15 protein-coding genes are annotated in these 17,761 nt (G+C 68.9%); 3 read left to right on the forward strand and 12 right to left on the reverse strand.

What is annotated here, in order from left to right:
* Positions 1–744 carry a cobalt-precorrin-6A reductase gene (locus D1832_RS02420; protein ID WP_118912459.1) on the reverse strand — a complete coding sequence of 248 codons (744 nt, stop codon included), beginning with the start codon at positions 742–744 and terminating at the stop codon, positions 1–3.
* A 109-nt stretch (positions 745–853) separates the two neighbouring features.
* Complete coding sequence (gene rpsA / locus D1832_RS02425) at positions 854–2,353, reverse strand: 30S ribosomal protein S1 (RefSeq protein WP_047312744.1); 1,500 nt, start codon at positions 2,351–2,353, stop codon at positions 854–856.
* A 390-nt stretch (positions 2,354–2,743) separates the two neighbouring features.
* Between rpsA and D1832_RS02430 the strand changes: the two genes are divergently transcribed.
* Positions 2,744–3,580 (forward strand): class I SAM-dependent methyltransferase, encoded by an 837-nt coding sequence (locus D1832_RS02430; RefSeq protein WP_118912460.1) that lies wholly within the window; start codon positions 2,744–2,746, stop codon positions 3,578–3,580.
* Positions 3,581–3,693: 113 nt separating this feature from the next.
* Here D1832_RS02430 and D1832_RS02435 read toward each other — a convergent pair whose 3' ends face one another.
* From D1832_RS02435 to D1832_RS02455, 5 genes are all read right to left on the reverse strand, one after another.
* On the reverse strand, positions 3,694–4,680 hold the full coding sequence (locus tag D1832_RS02435) for a UDP-glucuronic acid decarboxylase family protein (RefSeq protein WP_118912461.1): 987 nt from the start codon (positions 4,678–4,680) through the stop codon (positions 3,694–3,696).
* A 2-nt stretch (positions 4,681–4,682) separates the two neighbouring features.
* The gene (gene pgfA / locus D1832_RS02440; protein WP_241510821.1) at positions 4,683–5,720 is read right to left on the reverse strand and encodes a cell envelope lipid trafficking protein PgfA; all 1,038 of its coding nucleotides are present in this window, start codon (positions 5,718–5,720) and stop codon (positions 4,683–4,685) included.
* An 88-nt stretch (positions 5,721–5,808) separates the two neighbouring features.
* On the reverse strand, positions 5,809–6,387 hold the full coding sequence (locus tag D1832_RS02445; RefSeq protein ID WP_182434624.1) for a D-glycero-alpha-D-manno-heptose-1,7-bisphosphate 7-phosphatase: 579 nt from the start codon (positions 6,385–6,387) through the stop codon (positions 5,809–5,811).
* Between the two features lie 2 nt (positions 6,388–6,389).
* A complete protein-coding gene (locus D1832_RS02450; protein WP_118912464.1) occupies positions 6,390–7,013 on the reverse strand; it encodes a D-sedoheptulose-7-phosphate isomerase in 624 nt (207 codons plus the stop codon).
* Entirely contained in the window at positions 7,013–8,116 is a 1,104-nt protein-coding gene (locus tag D1832_RS02455; RefSeq protein WP_182434625.1) for a GHMP family kinase ATP-binding protein, read from the reverse strand. The genes D1832_RS02450 and D1832_RS02455 overlap by 1 nt, the downstream gene beginning before the upstream one ends.
* A gap of 73 nt (positions 8,117–8,189) precedes the next feature.
* Between D1832_RS02455 and D1832_RS02460 the strand changes: the two genes are divergently transcribed.
* Positions 8,190–9,269, forward strand: a complete 1,080-nt coding sequence (locus D1832_RS02460) for an acyltransferase family protein (RefSeq protein WP_182434626.1) — start codon at positions 8,190–8,192, stop codon at positions 9,267–9,269.
* Here the strand turns inward: D1832_RS02460 and D1832_RS02465 are convergent.
* From D1832_RS02465 to D1832_RS02475, 3 genes are read right to left on the reverse strand one after another with little or no spacing between them, the layout of a single operon-like run.
* Positions 9,178–12,735, reverse strand: coding sequence for an alpha-(1->3)-arabinofuranosyltransferase domain-containing protein (locus D1832_RS02465; protein WP_147362592.1), 3,558 nt, complete (start codon positions 12,733–12,735; stop codon positions 9,178–9,180). The two genes, D1832_RS02460 and D1832_RS02465, sit on opposite strands and share 92 nt — an antisense overlap.
* Positions 12,732–13,448 carry a class I SAM-dependent methyltransferase gene (locus D1832_RS02470; protein ID WP_118912467.1) on the reverse strand — a complete coding sequence of 239 codons (717 nt, stop codon included), beginning with the start codon at positions 13,446–13,448 and terminating at the stop codon, positions 12,732–12,734. Before D1832_RS02470 ends, D1832_RS02465 begins: the two co-directional genes overlap by 4 nt.
* Complete coding sequence (locus D1832_RS02475; protein ID WP_241510822.1) at positions 13,445–14,266, reverse strand: class I SAM-dependent methyltransferase; 822 nt, start codon at positions 14,264–14,266, stop codon at positions 13,445–13,447. Before D1832_RS02475 ends, D1832_RS02470 begins: the two co-directional genes overlap by 4 nt.
* A 121-nt stretch (positions 14,267–14,387) precedes the next feature.
* Here D1832_RS02475 and D1832_RS02480 point away from each other — a divergent pair, with 121 nt between their 5' ends.
* Positions 14,388–15,635, forward strand: a complete 1,248-nt coding sequence (locus D1832_RS02480; protein ID WP_241510823.1) for a glycosyltransferase family 4 protein — start codon at positions 14,388–14,390, stop codon at positions 15,633–15,635.
* 124 nt (positions 15,636–15,759) lie between these two features.
* Here the strand turns inward: D1832_RS02480 and D1832_RS15240 are convergent, their stop codons facing one another.
* Together D1832_RS15240 and D1832_RS02485 are read right to left on the reverse strand one after the other, a co-directional pair.
* Complete coding sequence (locus tag D1832_RS15240; protein ID WP_165357853.1) at positions 15,760–15,912, reverse strand: hypothetical protein; 153 nt, start codon at positions 15,910–15,912, stop codon at positions 15,760–15,762.
* A gap of 110 nt (positions 15,913–16,022) precedes the next feature.
* Complete coding sequence (locus tag D1832_RS02485; protein ID WP_118912469.1) at positions 16,023–17,753, reverse strand: MmpA family trehalose lipid delivery protein; 1,731 nt, start codon at positions 17,751–17,753, stop codon at positions 16,023–16,025.
* Between the last annotated feature and the right edge of the window lie 8 nt (positions 17,754–17,761).

Genomic DNA, 17,761 nt, shown 5'->3' on the forward strand with positions numbered 1-17,761 from the left:
CTAGCCCTGGTCGTCCACCCACCGCACGACCGCTGCTGCGTCGTCGAGTTCGCCCATCCCGGCCGGTGATGGGGGTCGCCTGACGACGACGACCCGAACGCCCAGCTCCCGCGCGGCCGTGAGCTTGGCCTCGGTGTACCTGCCACCCGAATCCTTGGTCAACAGGACGTCGATGCCGTGCTCGCGCAGGAGCACGCGTTCGCCCTCGACGTCGTACGGCCCACGGTCGAGCACGACCGTCCACCGGGGCGAGGGCGCTGCGAGCGGTTCGACGACCCGCACGAGGACGTCGCGATTCGCCCATGGCGCGAAGTGAGTGAGCGTCTGACGCCCCGTCGTGAGGAACGGACGTTCGCCCAAGCCTTCTGCCGCGGTGCGGGCGGCGGCGTAGTCGCTCGCCCACGTCCACGTGCCGGCATCAGGGTGCCCCTCCCATCCCGGTCGGGCGAGCCTGACAACGGGCACCGCGACCGAAGCGGCAGCCTCGCGAGCGTTCTCCGCCATCCGTGTTGCGAACGGATGTGTGGCCACGACCAGGTGGGTGAACCTGCCGTCGCGCAGGAAGGCCGCCAGCCCGTCAGCTCCGCCGAAACCGCCGATCCGCACCGGGCCCACGGGCAACCGTGGCCGTGACACGCGGCCAGCCAGCGAGGAGAGCACGCCCACACCTGCCTCGGTGAGCGAGGAAGCCAGGTCACGCGCTTCGGCCGTGCCCCCGAGCACGAGCACCTTCGGTTCGTTCACCCCGCAACCCTAACGACCCCACGGGCATGCGGAAGGCCCCGCCCGACCGTGAGGTCGAACGGGGCTTTCTCGCAGGATCCGTGGTGACGCGACTGCGTCACCGGTGGGATCAGTTGCCCGTGAGCTTCTCGCGCAGAGCGGCGAGAGCCTCGTCGGAAGCCAGCGTGCCCTCGGCCGGCGTCGAGCTCGAGGACGAGCTGGACGAGGAGGACGACGAAGACGTCGAGGACGAGGAGGAAGCGCTCGAGCTGTAGGACGTCGGGGCCGTCTCGCCGGAGGCAGCAGCCTCGGCGTCGTCCTTGCGCGCCTGCTCGATCTGAGCCTGGTGAGCCTCCCAGCGAGCGTGGGCGTCCGCGTACTGCTTCTCCCACTTCTCGCGCTGAGCCTCGTAGCCCTCGAGCCACTCGTTGGTCTCCGGGTCGAACCCCTCGGGGTACTTGTAGTTACCCTGCTCGTCGTACTCGGCAGCCATGCCGTACAGCGTCGGGTCGAACTCGGCAGCCGCGGCGCCGTCCTCGTTGGCCTGCTTGAGGGACAGCGAGATGCGACGACGCTCGAGGTCGATGTCGATCACCTTGACGAAGATGTCGGAACCGACCGTGACGACCTGCTCCGGCAGCTCCACGTGACGCTCAGCGAGCTCGGAGATGTGGACGAGGCCCTCGATGCCGTCCTCGACGCGAACGAACGCACCGAACGGAACGAGCTTCGTGACCTTGCCCGGCACGACCTGGCCGATGGCGTGCGTGCGAGCGAAGTGCTGCCACGGGTCTTCCTGCGTCGCCTTGAGCGAGAGGGAGACGCGCTCGCGGTCCATGTCGACGTCGAGAACCTCGACGGTGACTTCCTGACCGACCTCGACGACCTCGGACGGGTGGTCAATGTGCTTCCAGGACAGCTCGGAGACGTGAACGAGACCGTCGACGCCACCGAGGTCGACGAACGCACCGAAGTTGACGATGGACGAGACGACGCCGGAACGCACCTGGCCCTTCTGCAGCTCCTTGAGGAACGTGGTGCGGACCTCGGACTGGGTCTGCTCGAGCCACGCGCGACGCGACAGAACGACGTTGTTGCGGTTCTTGTCGAGCTCGATGATCTTGGCCTCGATCTCCTTGCCGACGTACGGCTGGAGGTCGCGGACGCGACGCATCTCCACGAGCGAAGCCGGGAGGAAGCCGCGCAGGCCGATGTCGAGGATGAGACCACCCTTGACGACCTCGATGACCGTACCGGTGACGACGCCGTCGTCTTCCTTGATCTTCTCGATCGTGCCCCAGGCGCGCTCGTACTGCGCACGCTTCTTGGACAGGATGAGGCGGCCTTCCTTGTCCTCCTTCTGGAGAACGAGGGCTTCGACCTCGTCACCGACGTTGACGACCTCACCGGGGTCGACGTCGTGCTTGATCGAGAGCTCGCGCGAGGGGATGACACCCTCGGTCTTGTAACCGATGTCGAGGAGAACCTCGTCGCGGTCAACCTTGACGATGACACCTTCGACGATGTCACCGTCGTTGAAGTGCTTGATCGTCGCGTCGATGGCGGCGAGCAGCTCTTCCTCCGAACCGATGTCGTTGACAGCGATCTGGGAGGTCGTAGTGGAAGTCATGTGTAAGAAGTAACTTTCGGTGGGCAATTCGGGAGGACGCACAGCCGGAAGGCGCACGCCCTGAGCGGACAGAACAAGCTAGGTATCGCACTCGAAACTCACGGTGCACGGCCGTAAGAAGCGTCCGCGCGTTGTGATTCTCGAACGTCTCGCCTTCGGTCACCTGGTCGTTCCCACTGCGCGGTCCTTCGGCCTGTGACAGCCTTGTGAGCGCAGTTCGGGTCGGATCCGACGTGATCGGGCACGAAACCACAGCGATACGCGCCTTCATCCTATCGAACGGCGCACCGTCACCCAAACCGGGCCTGGGAACGCGCTGGACGCTCGTCGCCGCGTCATTCCGCGGGGCCGCGACGACGGACGGCCTCCCCCTCCCGTAGCGTCGGGGCCATGAACGAGACGCCCGACCGCGCCGGTCGCTTCACCGTATCGGGGCCAGAGAGCACCCGGGCCAATCGCGCCTGGTGGGACGGCGAGGCCGACGAGTACATGGCCGAGCACGGCGCCTTCCTCGGTGACGCCGAGCTCGTCTGGGGTCCGGAGGGCTGGACCGAGGCGGAATTGCGCATTCTGGGCCCGGAGGGCTGCCTCGACGGGCGTGACGTGCTCGAGTTCGGCTCGGGAGCAGCACAGGCCGGACGTTGGTGCGCCGGCCAGGGAGCGCGGGTCGTCGCCACCGACCTGTCCCTGGGCATGCTGCGCCAGGGCGCACACATCGATGACACCCGGCGAGCGGCGACCGTGCCGAACCACACCGGGCCAGCTCTCGCGCAGTGTGACGCGTCGCGCCTGCCCTTCGCCGACAACGCGTTCGACGTCGTGTTCTCCGCCTTCGGCGCCGTTCCGTTCATCGCCGACACGGCTGCCCTCATGCGCGAACTCGCCCGCGTGACGAAGCCCGGCGGCCTCGTCGCCTTCTCCACGACGCACCCTCTTCGCTGGACGCTTCCCGACGTGCCCGACGAGAGCGGCCTTCTCGTCACGTACTCCTACTTCGACACGACGCCCTACGCCGAGGCGCGCGGTGAGCGAGTGCTGTACGCCGAGCACCACCGCACCCTCGAAGCCCGCGTGGCGGAGCTGCTCGGCGCCGGGCTCGTCCTCGAACAGCTGCGCGAGTTGCCATGGAAGGAGTCGAACAACCAGACGTGGGGCGGCTGGAGTCCCCTTCGAGGAAATCTCGTGCCGGGCACGCTCGTCCTCACCGGGCGAAAGCCCCGAACCTGAAGATGCTCGCCATGAACAACGGCGGCCACAGGCACCTGGAGACGTCCGCAAGGCCGACGGATAACGAGAGGGCCGACCACGTGGTCACGTGATCGGCCCTCTCGTTCGTGTTCTCAGCGGTTGAGGATGTGCTCGGTCTCCCCCGCCGGGAGGACGTGCCCTTCGTCGGCCTCGGGGTGCTCGCGGAACCAAGCGATGGTGCGCTCCAGACCCGTCTCGACGCTCACCTTCGGCGACCAGCCGAGAAGCGCCTGCGCCTTCGTCGTGTCCGGACGGCGCACGGTCGGGTCGTCCGTCGGGCGCGCGATGTACTGAATCTCGGACGAGGTACCCGTGAGGTCGATGATCCACTGCGCGAGGTCACGCATCGAGATCTCGTGCGGGTTGCCGATGTTGACCGGGCCCGGGTCGTGCGTCTCGAGCAGCATCGCGAGGATGCCGTCGACGAGGTCGTCCACGTAGCAGATCGAACGGGTCTGGCTACCGTCGCCGCTCACCGTCACCGGTTCACCGGCCAGCGCCTGACGCACGAAGTTCGGGATGGCTCGACCGTCGTTGGGGCGCATGCGCGGACCGAACGTGTTGAAGATGCGAACGATTGACGCATCGACCCCACGGTTGTCGCGATAAGCGAGAACGAGAGCCTCGGCGTAGCGCTTTGCCTCGTCGTAGACGCCGCGCGGACCCACCGGGTTGACGTGCCCCCAGTACGTCTCGGGCTGCGGGTGAACCTGCGGGTCACCGTAGACCTCGGACGTCGACGCCAGGACGAGCCTCGCGCCCTTTCGTTGAGCCAGCTCGAGCGCGTTCTGCGTACCCATCGACCCGACGCGCAGCGTCTCGATCGGCATCTTGAGATAGTCGACCGGAGAGGCGGGCGAGGCGAAGTGCAGGACGCCGTCGACGTCGCCGTCGATGTCGAACGGTTCCGTCACGTCGTGCTCGACGAGAGTGAAGCGATCACCCACGAGGTGGGCGACGTTGGTGGCGCGGCCGGTGACGAAGTTGTCGACGGCCACCACTGAATGACCCCCACGGAGCAGGGTCTCGCCCAAGTGTGAGCCGAGAAACCCTGCCCCGCCGGTGATGACGACGCGCATGGTCAGTACTGAACCCCGTCGTCGCGGCGGTCACCGAACACCATGTTGGCGTTGTCGTTCCCGTTGCCGTCACGGTAGTCATCGCGGTAGTCGTCGCGACGCTCCTCGGCGTGGGCACCGACCGTGCGGCGCGAACGCATCGACACGATGAGACCCAGGACCAGGGCGAGCAGACCCAGCAGGCCGAGCACGAGCGGCGCCCAGTTACGCAGAATGTTGAGCTGGCTGCCCTTCGACTTGTACTCGTCGACGTTCTTGGCCACCGTCTCCGGCGTCATCGTGGAGGTCGTGTCCATCGCGTTGACGGGCTCCTGGCCCTCCAGCTCGAGCGTCTGCTTCTGCTTCTCCTGAAGCTTCATCATGACGCCGGTCACCGGGTCGACCCAGATGGTGCGCTCGTTGGCGTACGTGCGGTCGGCCGTCTGCTTGCCCTTGTCGAGACCGAAGATCTCACCGGGGACGTCCATCTTGGTGAACGCCGTCTTCGGGACCGACTGCGTGAACTTGTACGTCTTCATGCCGTTGATCTTGTCCTCGCCCGCGAACTTCACGGGGATGGCCTTGGCAAGCGTTGTGTCCCAATACTCGTACTTGGCGTCCTTGTCGACCTGGAAGGGGAACTTGATCGTGTGACCCTTGATGTCGACCGGCTTGCCGTTGAGCTCGTTACCGTCCCACTTGACGGCCTCGCCCGTGGAGCGGTCGATGGCGACCCGCTGCGTCGTGGCACTCATCGGCGGGGCCTTCATCTGGCCCTTGTCGTCGAAGTTGTCGGTGGACTGCCACTGGTCGATGACGACGACGTCGCGACCGAGCTCCTCCGAGACCTTCTCGCTCGCGGCCTTGTCGGCCACGACGGTTGCCTTGGTGAGGATCTTGCCGCTGCCGCCCTTCACCTTGTCGGCGTCGAAGTACTTCGCGTTGTCGTCAGCCACGGTCTGCTGCGTGTTCTGGTTGAGCGGAACGACCGCGAGTTTGGGGTAGGCGTGGAACCGCATGAGGAGCGCCATCGTGAGGAAGAACGCCCCGAATCCGATCATCACAGCAGCCTTGCGCACTGGATCCTCCTAGGGGAACGAAAAAACTTACGCGACGGTAACACCTTCGAAGCCCCTCGTGTGACCCGATTCACGAAGTAGATGACCTCGGACGTTCCCACAGCGCCAGAACAGAGTCCACCACGTCGATGAGACCTAGGTCACTCGCCACGCCGAGAAAGTGGACACCGGCGGCTCTCGCAGCCATTTCGTCGGACTCCGCATCGCCGACGAAGAGGGTTCGCTTCCGCCCGATCCAGCGGTTCTCGGCCACCACGGCGTCGATGAGGCCGGGCGACGGTTTACGGCAGGTGCACTCCCCTGAGGCATGCGGGCACAGGCGGATGTCGTCGAGGTGGGCGCCCTCGGCTGCCAACTGCTCGACGAGGTGCGCGTGGACGGTTGCCAGGGCGTCCCAGGTGAGCGCGCCTGTCGAGATCCCGCGCTGGTTCGTCACGAGGACCACCGGCACCCCGAGGGCGTTGAGCCGTGCCACGGATTCGGCAGCGCCGGGTAGCAACTCGAAGTCGCCGAGTGTGCGATAGCCGGGCCCCAGAACGTTGAGCGTGCCGTCACGGTCGAGCAGCACGGCGTCGAGACCCCCGGTGACGGGTGGTGGAGGCAACGGCTCGTGGGCGAGGCCGCAGAGCCACTCCCGCGTCGGCGTCACGGTCAGGAGCGCAGGCTGAGGACGTCGACAGCCTCGCACCAGGCGTGGGCCCACAGCATGTGGACCTCCTGGATGCGTGGCGTCTGCACGCTCGGCACGACGAGGAGGTGGTCGACGGCGTCCCGCAGGTGCTCACCGCCGAGCCCGGTCATCGCGATCGTCGTCACGCCCATCTCCCGCGCCGTCGCGACGGACTGCACGATGTTGGCGCTGCGACCGCTCGTCGACATCGCGACGTAGACGTCACCGGGGCGCGCGAGGGCGCGAACACCGCGGTCGAAGACGTGCTCGTAGCCGTAGTCGTTGCCGATGGCAGTGATCGACGACAGACTCTCGGCCAGGTTCACCGCCGGAAGCGGTGCCCGGTCGTGGATGCACTTGCCGATGAACTCGGCCGCGACGTGGGACGCGATCGCTGCAGACCCTCCGTTGCCGGCGACGAGCACCTTGCCGCCTGCGGCGAGCGAACTGACGAGGGCCTCGCCGGCGGCACGCACTTGGGCCAAGAGTTCGGGTTCCCGCAGCGCCTCGGCGAGGTGCAGCCAGGCGTCGATGCCTGCATCGAGCTGCGCGGTCGTCGCGGCGCCGATGGCGTCGGGCGTGACGTCCTCGATCGGGTGAGCCATCAGTTCTGTCCTCTCCAGGTCGTGACGCCGTCGCGGCTGAAGATCGGCTCGGAGACGGTGAGGCCGAGGTCGATGAGTTCCTGCGCCACGAGGTGGCGACGCTCGAACTCGCAGACGAAGACCATGTGGCCGCCTCCCCCGGCGCCGGTGACCTTGCCTCCGAGGGCACCGCTCGCGAGGGCACGCTTCATCGCCTCGTCGATGAGCGGCGTCGTGATGCGCTCCGACATCTTCTGCTTCTCGCGCCACGCTTCACCGAGGAGGTGCCCGATCGTGTCGACCTCGCCGCGCACGAGAGCGATCTTCATCTGGGCCGCGAGTTCCTTCTGGGCCCGCAGGCCTTCGAGCGCGGTCGCGTTGCCCGTCTCGTACCGGCTGCGCTGGTCCTCGATGATGTGGTCGCTCACGCGCGTCTGACCCGTGAAGGCGAGCAGCATGTTGTGCTCGAGCTCGTGCACCGTCGATTCGCGCACGCGCAACGGATTGACGACAACCTGGTCACCGGTGAACTCGATGAAGTTGAAGCCGCCGAACGCTGCGGCGTACTGGTCCTGCGAACCACCGGGGATGCCGAGGTCCTCACGTTCGAGGCGGTAGGCGAGTTCGGCGATCTCGTACTCGGTGAGATCGAGGCCGCAGTGCTGCGCGACGAGACCGATGACGGAGACCATGACGGCGCTCGAGCTGCCGAGGCCCGACCCGGGCGGCGCTGCGGTGTGGAGGAACAGGTCGAAGCCCGTGACGGCGTGCGCGCCCGGAATCGTCCGGATGCGCGCGATGGCGGCCTTGGGAAGGTCGAGCTGTCCGTTGTACTCCACGGGGTCGTCGACGCCGAACCCGATCGAGTACCCGAAGTCGAGGGACTGCACGGTGATGCGACCGTCTGTGCGCGGGCGCAGTGTCGAATAGGCGAACTGGCTGATGGTGCCCGACAGAACGCAGCCGCCCTCACGTTCGGGGAACGGTGCCACGTCCGTGCCGCCGCCGGCGAAACTCACCCGCAGCGGAGCACGCGCTCGCAGAACGGGTTTGCGGTAATCGAGATAGTCACGACCGGCCGGTGCGGCGTCGCCTGTGGGGGTTGCCCCCTCATGAGCCTTCATCTGCGGCTAGCCTCCATTCGACCGATGCGTGCGCGCCGCACGTTACCCGATGGTAAGTGCGAGGGAGATCGACATGCGCCGCATTCCCGCCATCGGCCCACTGCGGGCCGTCGCGGCGCTGCTCGTCCTGCTCTCCCACGTCGCCTTCTGGACCGGCGCGGCGAACGTGGACGGTGCTGGGCGCCTGCTGGCGCGAGGCGACAGCGGTGTCGCCGTGTTCTTCGCGATCTCCGCCTTCCTGCTCACCCGCGGTTACTGCGCCGGACGTGCGACTCCCCCGGACTACGCCCGGCGCCGCGTCGCGCGCATCATGCCCGCGTACTGGCTCGCCCTGGTGGCCGTTCTCGGCGCTGCCGTCATGATCGACGGGACCGTCGGCTCGCTTCGTCAGGTGCTCACGCACGTGTTCCTGCTCCAGGGTTTCACCCACGAGAGCTACCGCGCGTTCACCCAGACGTGGAGCCTGACGACCGAGGTCACCTTCTACGTCCTCGTTCCGGTGATCGGCGCGTGGCTCCTGCGTCGTCGCGCTGCAGGGCGCACCGTCCCTGTCGTGTTGGTGCTCGTGGCGGCCTTCGGGGTCCTCGTCCAGGCGTTCGCCAGTTCGCAGGGCTCGCCGACGTGGGGGTGGCTCGGCACGAGCGCCCTCGGCCACGCTGCGTGGTTCTGCGTCGGCATCGGGTGGGCTTGGATGCTCGAACAGCGACCAGGGATTGCCTCGCGCCTCACCGCAGGCCACGCGCTGCTCGTCGCCGTGCTGGCCTACTTGGTGGCCGCCACCCCGCTCGGTGGGCCGATCGGTCTGGAGACACCGACGGTTCTCGCGGCGGCGGCCAAGGAGATTCTGTACGGGATTGTCGCCGGCGCCTTGCTCGTGGCGGCGACGAACGCGCCTCGCGAGGTGCAGCGCCGCTCGTCAACCGGCCTCGCACTCGCGTCCGGCGAGACGAGCTACGGCGTCTTCCTCTGGCACCTCGTCGTGCTCCAGGTGCTCTTCGCCTCGCTGGGCCTGCGGATCTTCCACGCCCCGTTCGTCCTCGTCCTCACGGTGACGCTCGTCGTCACGTGGTTCCTTGCTGACGCGAGTCGCCGCTTCGTCGAACGGCCCGCCATCCGCTGGGGGCACCGAGGAGCTCCGCGGCGAACACGCTGAGCGCTGTCACACCGAGCACCTGACCGACGAGCGCTCCGGACGACGCGCGGTCGACGACGCCGAGGGTCGCCATGACCGGCCCTGTCAACGCGAGCGCGACGACGACGGTCGTCGGCCGCCACCTGCGGGGCAGACCGAAGGCCAGAAGGAGAGCGGGCACGGCCCACCAACCCGCGAGAGCCACGGCGAGCGCTCCGACGACGAGACAACCGGCCACAGCCCCGAGGCGAGTACGGCCTCCCGCCGCGGTGGTCATCGCAGCGGCGTCCGGTTGGGTGTTCTCAGGAGCGGGACGGTTGCGGCGCGGCCAGCCGGCGAGCACGGCCGCAATCAGGACACCCAAACCCCCGACGAGGAGGGCACCGCGGTGCCACATCTGAGGGGCGAACGCGAGCTCGGGCACCTGCGCAGCGGACGGCGTCGACGACACCGCACACCCCTGACGCCAGCCGTCGAGGGTCACGGGGCTCGTCCCCTCGCCCACGCAGCTCCATCCCGCGTTCGCGCCCTGGGTCGAGGCGAGAGTCACCACGGAGGACTCGTGCGTCGTCGCGGGCGGAGTCGTGCTGCTGCCGCCGGTGTCCCTCAGCCCGAGCGCCGCGCGCGCGTCGCCGCCGGTGGGCGTCAGGCGCAGACTCTCGACGTCAGGTGAAAGCTTGAGGTCGACCTTCCCCTTCGGCAGGGCTAATGAGCCCGACGAACCGTTGAGCGAGGCGGCCTTCCAACTGCCGTCGCGCTGACGCACGGAGAGGACATTCCCGGCGTCGCGATGGCCGCCATCACGCAAGGTCAGGTTGACCCCCATGGTTCCAGCACGTGCCACGGTGAGCCGACGGGTCCACTGGCCGTCATCTTCGGAGCGCAGAGCTCTCCCTTCGGCGAAGGGCTGGGTACGTGTGAGAAGGACGCCGTTGCGCTCCGTGTCGACCTGCCCCGGCAGAGCCTGGACGGCCCGCCACCCTGCTCCTCCGGAATCGATGGAACTGATGCCGACGGCCGATGACTCGTCGCGCGCCGACGCCTTAGGGCGCAGTTCGAGTTGTGTCGTGCCGCGCGGCACGGTGACGTTCCAGGCCCGTTCGCCCGCCGCCCGGGCTTCGACGGCGCGGCCGTTCGCAACGACCTCGAAGCCGCGCAGTGTGGCCTTGCCGGTACTCGTGCCGTGCACGGTGACGGTGCCGCCGGAGGCGCCGCGCGCCCACCGCAGAACGAGCGGTGTCGCCTCGTGGGCGGGCGTGAGCCATGCCGTGGCGTCCGAGGCATCGAGTGCTGATGCGGGCCCTGTGCCCGGGCCGAGGTACACGTCTCCGAACGGGTCGGAGGCGTCACCTTCGGACGCAACGGCGGTGACGCCGTCGAGAGCCAACGTCGTGAGGGCAGCCGTTCGCCCCTCGAAGTCGAGGTCTCTGCTGCCGAGACGCGCGTCTCTCGTCGAGCCGGCCGTCAACGTCGGCCCGAAGGCGAGCGCCGGCGGGCGACCGTTGTTGTAAACGCGCTTGCGGACGTCGTCCGTGATCCACCCACCCCTGCGTCCCGTCACGAGCGGCGACGAGGGCAGGACACCCGCGGCGGCCAACGAGAGAGTCGACTCGGGGCCACCGAGGACGGAGATGGCCTTTGTGCCCCGCTCGCTCGAGGTTGACGCGTCGATGTCGAACACATCGAAGCGAGTTTCCCCCGATCCGTGAACCCGGTGGCCGGTGAAGTCCGGCGATCCCTGCAGGGCCGTGACGTATCGGGCCGCCGAGGTTGTTTGCTGCGCCGGCGTGACGCCGTGGCGCACGACGATCCGCGCAACGCCAGCACGCCGCAGGGCCTTCGCGACGCCGGCCGTGTCGCCCGACGCCACACGAGTATCGACGGCGTCCATGAGCCGTTGGGCACCGGGGTGAACGAGCGGTGCGGAGGCACGCACAGCCACCGGACTCTGAGCGAATGCGACGAGCGGTTCGTCGGAACTCGTGCCCCACGCGTAGGTCGCGGCGCGCGCGCTCGGCAGGACGAGCGTCGACCCGCCGTCGCGCGCGGCCGCGGCGTCGATGTCCTTCGCCGCGGCGCGCAGCGAGGCCGGCCATGCCGTGACGCCGGGTTCGTGCCCGAGACGTCCCTGCCAGAACGGTGCCATCGAGGCGAGCACGGCCACCGCGAGGGCTGTGGCGCCCCAACAAACCGCGGGCGTCGGCAGCGCGGCTCCCCCGACACTGTCGGTGACGGAGGCCCCCCGGTCCCGCAGGCGCGCGAGCAGCCGCTCGGCCACGACGGCGATGCCCATGACGAGCGGCAGTCGCACGAGAGGGTCGAGCTTGTGCACGTTGCGTGCAGCGGCGAGTGGACCGTCGAGGAGGTCGCGCGCCGTGGCCGCGAACGGGCCGCGCACGGCGCCGACGTAGGCAACCCCCATGCCGACGACACCGACGAGCACCATGGCACCGAGACCTCGGGGCACGACCGGTCGGTGAGTACCCGCTCCGGTGCGTGCCGTGAGCAACCCTGCAAGGCCGACCCCGGCGAGCAGGCAGCCCGCGACGATCGACGCGGTGCCCTGCGCCACGACCCAGCCGCTCTGCCAGACCGGGTGGCCTTCGGCGTCGATGATGTAGGCCACCCAGTCCGAAGCGCCGCGCAGGATGCCCGGCACGGACGTCACGGCCGTCGTGATGCGAGAGGTCTCGATGTAATCGAGGAACGGGTAGGCGTAGCGGCCGAGCACGACGAGCGGGCCGAGCCACCAGGCGCAGCCGAGAAAGGCGCCCAGGGCGAGTCCGCCGACGAGATCGCGACGACCGACGCTCCGATCCTCACGCAACCGCTCCCCACCCACGACCAGGGCGAACACGAACCCACCGAGCACGGCGACGAGCGACGCCGTCGCGTTGACCCCGCCAATAACGGCGCACAGCACCCCGACGGCACCGACGTAGCGCCGCCACGAGAGTCCGCCGGAACGACGGCGGGCGTGAACGGCAAGCAGCAGCCAAGGCATCACCATGCCGGGCCACGTCTCGACGGACAGTTGAGCGAGAAGGCTGAGTACCCGCGGACTCAGGGCGTACATCACTCCTGCGAGGGCCGCGGCCGCCGTCCCGACACCCAGCACGCGACGCGCGAAGAGGGCGGCCCCGGAGGCACCGACGATGAGCATGAGCGTCCACCAGGCTCGTTGCGCAGCCCACCCGGGCAGGCTCACCGCGTCCGCGAGGGCGAAGAACGCCCCCATGGGAAACAGGTAGCCGTACGCCTGGTTCTGGAGTTCGCCGAACCCCGAATGCCCGGACCAGGCGTCGAGCGAGCGGGCGAGGTAGCGGGCCGGTGCGGCAACGAGGTCGATCTTCGTGTCCGGTTGGATGACGCCGGGCTGCACCAACCACGGCAACACTCCGAGTGCCGCGATGACGCTCGTCAGCGGGTCGGCGAGGAAACGGCGCAGGCGTCCTCCCCGGGCGGGCGTGACGGCGGAGTCGCTCACCGCTTGCGCACGAGGACGAGCAGGTTCCACGTCACGATCTCCCGAAGGCCCGGCACCCGCAGGATCGGGCGGGCCCAATCGGGCCAGTAGCGCGGACGCAGGGCGAGAACATCGGCCCGGCGGGATTCACGGGCGGCCTCGGCCCAGTCGAGTCCCTGCCGGACGCTCACCCGGAACAGGCTGTCGTCGATGAGGTTCTTGGGCCGGTGTCCGTGCTTGCGCTCGTACCGCCGAGCGGCACGTTCTCCGCCGAGCCAGTGCCAGGGCGACGTCTCGTGGCCTCCCCACGGGCTGAGCCAGTTCGTGTATGCGATGTAGAGCAACCCGCCGGGTGCGACGACGCGCAGCATCTCGTCGGCGACGGCCTCCGGTGTGCGCACGTGTTCCCACAGGTTCGAGCTGAAGACGACGTCGAACGAGCCGTCCGCGAACGGCAGGTGCCCCGCGTCCCCGACGACGCCACCGTGGCGAACCGAGTCGACGTCGGGGTCGGCGTCGAGGGGAACGTAGGTGGCACCGAACTCGTGGAAGGCCTCGGCGAACTCCGCCGGTCCGGCGCCGACGTCGAGGACGTGAGCCCCGTCCAGGTCGAGGTGCTCGGCGATGCCTGCGACGGAGTCTCGAGCCAGCTCACCGTAGAAGTGCGCCGGGTCGCTCTGTTCCACGAGGAAGGCGCGGAACAGGTGAACGCTGCGGCGAAGGCCGCGGCTCATGAGGCAACCCTGGCCACGAGGTGGAGCGTGGGACGCAGGCGCGGCACAGCGGCGCGCGCTGCAAGTGTCCCGGGCAGACCGAGTGCGGCCAGCGCCATCGTCGAGCGTTGCGCGAGCACGCCACGCGGGCGATCGGTCGGGCGCACGGCGCGAACCGTGCTCGCGGCGCCGTGGACGAGCGAGTCGAGGACGGGGCGGCGGATCTCCACCGAGTCGAAGCCGGCGTCCCGCGCCATCGTGCTCAGAGACTTCGCCGTGAAGAAGCGGATGTGTGTCGGATCCTCGAGCATCCACCAGCCGTCCTTGACGAGGCCGAGACCCGCCCAGTCACCGGCCGGCGTGAGGAAGTGCGCGCTGCCGCCGGGGCGCAACAGGTCGCGGGTGCGCTGCAACGTCAGGGCTGGATCGACGACGTGCTCGAGCACGTGGATGCCGTAGGCCATGTCGACGGCGCCGGCGGGCAGGGCGTCGGGCGTGACGTTCTCGATGCCGCAGGCGTGCAGCGATCCCTCGCGGGCCACACGGCCATCGACGGCGAGTTCGAGCTGGTCGGGATCGGCTCCCGCGACGCTGGCTCCGCCGTCGAGGAAGCGACGCAGCAGAGCACCGGTGCCGAAGCCGATCTCGAACACCGACTCGGGTACGCCGTCCGCGATGAGCGTGCGGTAGGTCAGGGCGAGACGCGCCGAGTCGAGCGTCGGGTCACCGCCGTAAGCGTGCTCACGGTGACGCGCGGGCGCGTCGTGGAGGGAGCGCACGAGGTGCCCGCAGTGAGTGCACCGCCCGAGCACGGATGAGCCGAGCGTCCAAGGCTGCACGGCATGGCCGCACACCTCGCATCGAGACCTGGGAATCGGGACACCTCCTGTTCGGCTCCCGGTTACTCTAACGGGCGACCCGAAACGGTCGCGGACGAATGGCACGAGGAGACGAGCAGGGATGAACGGCGAGCACGCAGGTGCCCCGATGCGGGTGCTGTACCTGTCGTGGCGCGACCGCGAGAACCCCGAAGCCGGCGGCTCCGAGGTGTTCGTCGAGCGCACGAGCGAGGTGATGAGCGCTCTCGGGGACGAGGTGACGATTCACACCGCCCGCTTCCCGGGCGCAGCCCGACGCACGATGCACGGCGACGTCCGCGTCCTGCGTGCCGGCAACCGCTTCACCTGCTACGCGGCGGGGCTGTGGCACCTGCTGCGCCACTCCCGCGATTACGACGTCGTCATCGACGTGCAGAACGGTGTGCCGTTCTGGTCACCCATCGTCTCCCGCGTCCCCGTCGTCGCCGTCGTCCACCACGTGCACCGCGACCAATGGTCGAGCATCTTCGGTGAGCGCCTCGCGAGGTTCGGCTGGTTCCTCGAGTCGAAGGCCGCGCCGTTCGTCTACCGCAAGAGCCGCTACGTCACCGTCTCGAAGGCAACGCGGGCCGAACTCGTGGAACTCGGCGTCGACGCCGAACGCATCGACCTCGTCTACAGCGGCAACGACCACCCGCGCGATCTCGACTCCTACGCGGACGTGCCTCGCACGTCCGAGCCGTCCATCACCGTGCTGGGCCGCCTCGTGCCGCACAAACAGGTGGAGATCGCCGTGGACACCGTGGCACGCCTGCGCCCCCAGTTCCCCGGGCTCGTGCTCAACGTCGTCGGTTCCGGGTACTGGCAGGAGAACATCGCCCAGCACGCCCGCGATCTCGGAGTAGAGGACGCCGTCCGTTTCCACGGATTCGTCGACGAGGAGACCAAGCACACGCTGCTCGCCTCGTCGTGGCTCGTCATGATGCCCTCGTACAAGGAGGGCTGGGGCTTGACGATCGTGGAGGCCGGGCTGCACGGCACCCCCTCGCTGGCGTTCATCCAGGCCGGTGGCCCCAGTGAGTCCATCCAGCACGCGAGCACCGGCGCTCTGGCCTCGACGACCGACGAACTCATCGACGACGTGCGCGTCCTCCTCGAACGAGCGGATGTCCGGGAGGAACTCGGACGCAATGCGCGCCGCTACGCCCGCTCGTTCAGCTGGAGCAGCGCCGGCCGGAACTTGCACCACACGCTCGAGAACGTCCTCGGGCGCGCGACGCGTGCGCCCCAGCCGCCGGACACTCCCCTGCACGTCGAGCGCCTGCGTGCCCTCGTCGAGCGCGACGCGTTCGCTTCGGACGAGCGGCCACACGTCGTCAGCGTCTCCTGATCTCAGGCACACGGTGCCCCGGTCGTCGACGGCAGCCGGTGCGGGCCACACACACACAACAGCGCGAGGGCGAGGCATTTCGATGCCTCGCCCTCGCGCATGTTCGGCCGTGCGGCCGAACGGATCAGCCGTCGTAGCTGATCTTGGACTGGTACTTCTGCGACTGCTCCTGGTTGCCCTGGGTCTGGATGAGACCGAAGATCGCCAGAAGGGCGAGAAGGATGCCGACGATGGCACCGCCGACGTTGTACGCCGCCTTGTTCGTGGACGCGCTCATGGTGAACCGCCTTTCGCTGTGTCCAGCTCTCACTTCGCCGGTGAGACGCGTCGCCCGTACGACGCATTTTCATCGAGTGTAGCCCGAATGTGACGTTCTGCGCAGGCGAACTACTGTCTGGTACCCGAAGCGTGTCCTTGCGCGCCGCGTTCGAACTGCCTGCGCCGCACGAGCCACGCCGTACCCGCAGCCAGGGTGACCCCGGCGAGAGCCAGGCCCGTCGCGCCCCACCAGGGCGCGTTCCCTAGGCTCTGCGGGCCGTCGTGGCCGCTGGGACGGCCGATGTCGTAGAGCGTCAGGTCTCGTCCCGAGTGCACGACGGAGCCGATCGGGTTGAGCGTCCGAATGTCGTCGTCGGCCCCGGGTTGGGACTTCTCGACGACGACGTAGCGCACGCCGGCCCTACTCAGCGCAGCCTTGACCTGCGCCGCGTCCCCGCTCGCGAGGGCCCTCGACACCCGGTCGGCAGCCGCACTCTCACCCCGTACCGTGCTGTCACGCAGTGGCAGGTCGTCGTTGACGAGCACAGGAGAGGACGACAGGCGCTGCCACGCGTCGAGCACGGTGAGGTCGCCGTTCCAGCCGTACTGCCGGTACAGGCGCCACGGCAGGACGGCGGCCGCGTCCGACGACGCCGACAACCGCTGCGCGACGGCTCCGTACTCGTTCGGATAGCTCGACGAGACCCATTGGCCACCGCGGGCGAACGCAAGCCCCGGCAGAAGAACGACCGGCAGCACGGCGGCCGTGACGAGCGCGACAGGGGCGAGCGCGGTTCCTCGGGCGCGTGACACGACACGTGCCGCGAGCACGCCCCACCCGAGCGCTGCGGGCACGACGAGCAACGCGACGAACTTCTGTCCGTCGCGCAGCAGCCCGCCGCCGGGAACGGTCTCGACGAACCACACAAGCAGTGGCGCCGTGACGGCGAAGCTTCCGAGGCTCGACAGGACGAGCGCGAGGATTCCGAGCGCCCCGATCCCCCAGCGCAGCGCCGGCAGATGCCTCAGGAGCGTCACGAAGCCGACGACGACGAGGGCAGCGGCGAGAAAAGCGAAGACCACGGCGTGGCGCTCGGGGAACCACGACGGCTCGTGCCAGATTCCGCCGCCCCCGAGGAGTGACCCGAGAACGCCCAGCGGCGTGTCGGCTCCGGCGGCAAAGGCCCGAACGCCGGTGGCGTCGGCCGCGGACGATGACGAGCTCGTGAGGAAGGGGAACCACCACGCGGCGTTGAGCAGGAGCCACGCGGCTGCTCCGACGGCGATGCTTCCCGCGCGGGGCCGACCCGCGCCGGGCGCAAGGAGGATGACGACCAACGCGATGGCGACGAGCACGGCGCCCGTCGAGCCCGACAGAGCGCTCATGCCCAGGCCCACCGCGGTGCTCGTCACGGCCCGGTGATGGCGCGTGTCATCGCCGTCGCTCCGCGCTGCGCGCAGTTCGAGTGCACCGACGACGGCCCACACGAGCGCTGCGTACCCCCAGAGGTAGCCCCAGTGACCGATGGCGAGACGCTCGGCCATCCACGGGCTCCACGTCGCGGCGACGGTTGCGACAACGGTGGTGACGACGCCGCGTCGCCAGCGGTCGAGACCGGCGCCGATGGCGAAGAACGCCCCGACGAGGACGAGCCGTTGCGTGATCCAGCCGGGCAGCACGAGGTCGAGCAGTGCGACGACGGTGTCGTTCGGCACGGCGCGGGGAACCCCGCCGTCCATCCCGAGCGTGCCCGCCGAAAGCGGGAGGTCGGGCACGAACACCATGTCGTAGTGGAGCAGGAAGCCGGGACGCCACAGCGCCGGGGACAGCACGACGAGCGCGACGGCAGTCGCCGTCAACAGGCCTG

It is taken from the genome of Dermacoccus abyssi, from assembly GCF_003515945.1.
In the GTDB taxonomy this organism is placed as follows: domain Bacteria; phylum Actinomycetota; class Actinomycetes; order Actinomycetales; family Dermatophilaceae; genus Dermacoccus; species Dermacoccus abyssi.